Here is a 3,164-nt window from a genome sequence, read left to right on the forward strand (position 1 = left end):
GCGCTGCGCTCGCGGCCGGCGATCAGGCCCAGGCGCAGGTTCTCCAGCACGCTCAGGCCCGGCACGATGCGGCGCTCCTCCGGCACGTAGGCCAGGCCGCGGTGGTAGCGCGCGTGGGCCGGCTGGGCGAGGATCTCCTGCCCGTCGAAGCGCACGCTGCCGCCGCGCTTGGCGAGCAGGCCCATGATCGCCTTCAGCGTGCTGGTCTTGCCGGCGCCGTTGCGGCCCATCAGCGTGACGATCTCGCCTTGCTTCACCTCGAAGCGCAGGCCCTGCACGACGTGGCTGCGGTCGTACCAGGCGTCGAGCCCGTTGACTTCCAGCATCGGATTCATCGTCAGCCCTGGCCGAGGTAGACGCGGCGCACGTCGTCGTTGGCGCGGATCTGCTCCGGCGTGCCCTCGGCGAGGAACTCGCCGTGGTGCAGCACCAGCAGCCGCTCGCAGATGCCCATCACCAGCTTCATCTTGTGCTCGACGAGGATGACCGAACGCTCGGCGGCGAGCGCGACGATCAGGTCCATCATCACCTTGGTCTCCTCGGGCGACATGCCGGCGGTGGGCTCGTCCATCAGCAGCAGCACGGGCTCGGCGGCCAGCGCCATCGCCACCTCCAGCGCACGCTGCTGGCCGTGCGCGAGGTCGGCGGCGGTGCGATCGTGCAGGTGGGCGAGGCCGACACGTGCGAGCAACTCGTGCGCGCGGTCGATGAGGGCCTTCAACTTCGCGCGCGGCGTCAGCAGCTGGTAGCGCGCGCTGCGCATCTGCGCCGCGACGCGCACGTTCTCGTGCGCCGTCAGCTGCTTGAACACGTTGGTGATCTGGAAGCTCTTGGCGATGCCGTTGCGCGCGAACTCGTGCTGGGCGAGGCCGGTGATGTCGCGGCCCTGGAACTTCAGGCGGCCGCTCGACGGCGGGAAGGCGCCGCTGACCACGTTGAAAAAGGTGCTCTTGCCGGCGCCGTTCGGGCCGATGATGGCGCTGAGCCTGCCGGCCTCGAACTTCGTCGTCACGTTGTTCAGCGCGACGAACTTGCCGAAGCGCATGCTGACGCCTTCGACCTCCAGGATGGGTGAGGCCACGGCACTCATCGCGCGCGCTCCAGCTTGCGCACGATCGTGCCCCAGATGCCCGCCGGGAAGAACAGCACGAAGACCATGAACACCGCGCCGACGATCGCCATCCAGTGCTTGGTGTAGACGGTCGCCACGTCTTCCAGCGTCAGGAAGACCGCGGCGCCGACGAAGGGGCCGAAGAAGGTGCCCATGCCGCCGAGCAGGCACATCATCACCGCCTGGCCCGACAGCAGGTAGTGCAGCGAGTCGATCGGCACCACCGACAGGTGCAGCGCGCGCAGGGCGCCGGCCAGGCCGCAGATCAGCGCCGACAGCACGAACACCAGCAGCTTGGTGCGCGCCACGTCGTAGCCGCAGGCGGCGGCGCGGCGGTCGTTCTCGCGCACTGCCTCGATGACCGCGCCGAAGGGCGAGGCGAGGATGCGCGACACGAACCACAGCGCCACGGCCACGAAGGCGAGGATCACGTAGTACTTGGTGACCGGGTTGATGAAGTCGAGCACGAAGGGGCCGAGGTGGATCTCCGGCACCTGGATGCCACGCAGGCCGTTCTCGCCGCCGGTCCAGCGTTCGGCCTTGTAGAAGGCGTAGTAGACGATCTGGCCGAGCGCCAGCGTGACCATCGAGAAGTAGATGCCGCGTGTGCGGATGGCGAGGAAGCCGATCACCAGCCCGGCCACGCCCGCCGCCGCCACGCCGGCGACGACGGCCAGCCACCACGGCCAGCCGCCGTGCACCATCGCGATGCCGGTCAGGTAGCTGCCGACGCCGAGGAAGGCCGCATGGCCGAAGGACAGCAGCCCGGTGTAGCCGAACAGCAGGTTGAAGCCGACCGCGAACAGGCCGAACAGCAGGATGTTGATGGCCAGCGCGTGGTAGGGCATCAGCAGCGGGAAGACCAGCAGGAACAGCAGCACCGCGGCGACGCGATGGCGCCGGATGGTGGCGATCGGGCCGCTCACGACATCAGCCCCTTCTTGCCGAAGAAGCCCTGCGGGCGGATCAGCAGCACCACCGCCATCAGCACGAAGATCGACAGCTCGGCGAGCTCGGGCGCGAACAGCGAGGTGAGCGAGAACACGATGCCCACCAGCAGCCCGGCGAGCACCGCGCCGGGCAGCGAGCCCATGCCGCCGACGACGGTGACGACGAAGCTCTCGGCCAGCACGTGGATGCCCATCTCGGGGTTGACCGCACGCGTCGGCGCGGCGAGCACGCCGGACAGCCCGGCGATGCCGGTGCCGATGCCGAACACGACCAGCCAGACGCGGGCGATGTCGATGCCCAGTACCTTGCAGATCTCGCCGTCGCGCGAGCCCGCACGCACGATCAGGCCGTAGCGTGTCTTCTCGAGGAACAGCCACAGCGCCAGCACGATCACCGCGGTGGCGAAGATGAGGAACAGGCGGTACTTCGGGAAGAAGCCGATGCCGAGGTCGACCGCGCCGCGCAGTTCAGGCGGGGTGGAGGAGGGGATGCCCTCGATGCCGAACATCACGCGCATCGCCTCGATCAGCACCCAGGACAGTCCAAAAGTCAGCAGCAGCGGGTAGTCGATGCCGCGGCCGTACAGCGGCCGCACCAGGAAGCGCTCGGTGACCAGGCCGATCGCGCCGACGACCAGCGGCGTCAGCACCAGGCTGAACCAGAAGTTGCCGGTCAGGCCGAGGAAGTACAGGCCGATGAAGGCGCCGACCATGAAGAACGCACCATGGGCGAAGTTCACGACGGTCAGCATGCCGAAGATCAGGCTCAGGCCGATGGCCAGCAGCGCGTAGACGGCGCCGAGGGCGATGCCTGTCACCAGTTGCAGGGCGAGCAGGGAGGGGGTGATTTCGCTCATGTCTGTGCCGGTTCTTTGGCGTTGCCGGCATGGGCGCGGCGCGGCAGGCGCTGTGCCGCTCGGCGCCCGACGGTGGCGGTCGGCCCGATGGGCCGACTCCGCTGCGCTGCTCGGACCGCGGGCGTGCGGCCCAACTCGCTGCGCGACCTGCGGTCGCTCCGCTCAGACAAGCGGCCGCAAGTCAGTTCACGAAGCGCGCTGCGCGCGCCGCCCCCGGCCCTGCGCTGCTCGCCGCCACCCACGGGC

4 protein-coding genes are annotated in these 3,164 nt (G+C 69.2%); all 4 read right to left on the bottom strand.

The window, feature by feature from the left end:
• The coding region (locus tag AAG801_RS41220; RefSeq protein ID WP_341893652.1) for an ATP-binding cassette domain-containing protein at nucleotides 1-335 on the bottom strand (335 nt) is incomplete at its 3' end.
• 2 nt (nucleotides 336-337) lie between these two features.
• Nucleotides 338-1,090 (bottom strand): ABC transporter ATP-binding protein, encoded by a 753-nt coding sequence (locus AAG801_RS41225; RefSeq protein ID WP_341893653.1) that lies wholly within the window; start codon nucleotides 1,088-1,090, stop codon nucleotides 338-340.
• Entirely contained in the window at nucleotides 1,087-2,037 is a 951-nt protein-coding gene (locus AAG801_RS41230; RefSeq protein WP_341893654.1) for a branched-chain amino acid ABC transporter permease, read from the bottom strand. Before AAG801_RS41230 ends, AAG801_RS41225 begins: the two co-directional genes overlap by 4 nt.
• A complete protein-coding gene (locus AAG801_RS41235; RefSeq protein WP_341893655.1) occupies nucleotides 2,034-2,918 on the bottom strand; it encodes a branched-chain amino acid ABC transporter permease in 885 nt (294 codons plus the stop codon). The genes AAG801_RS41230 and AAG801_RS41235 overlap by 4 nt, the downstream gene beginning before the upstream one ends.
• Nucleotides 2,919-3,164 lie beyond the last annotated feature (246 nt).

The organism is Variovorax sp. YR752, from assembly GCF_943372545.1.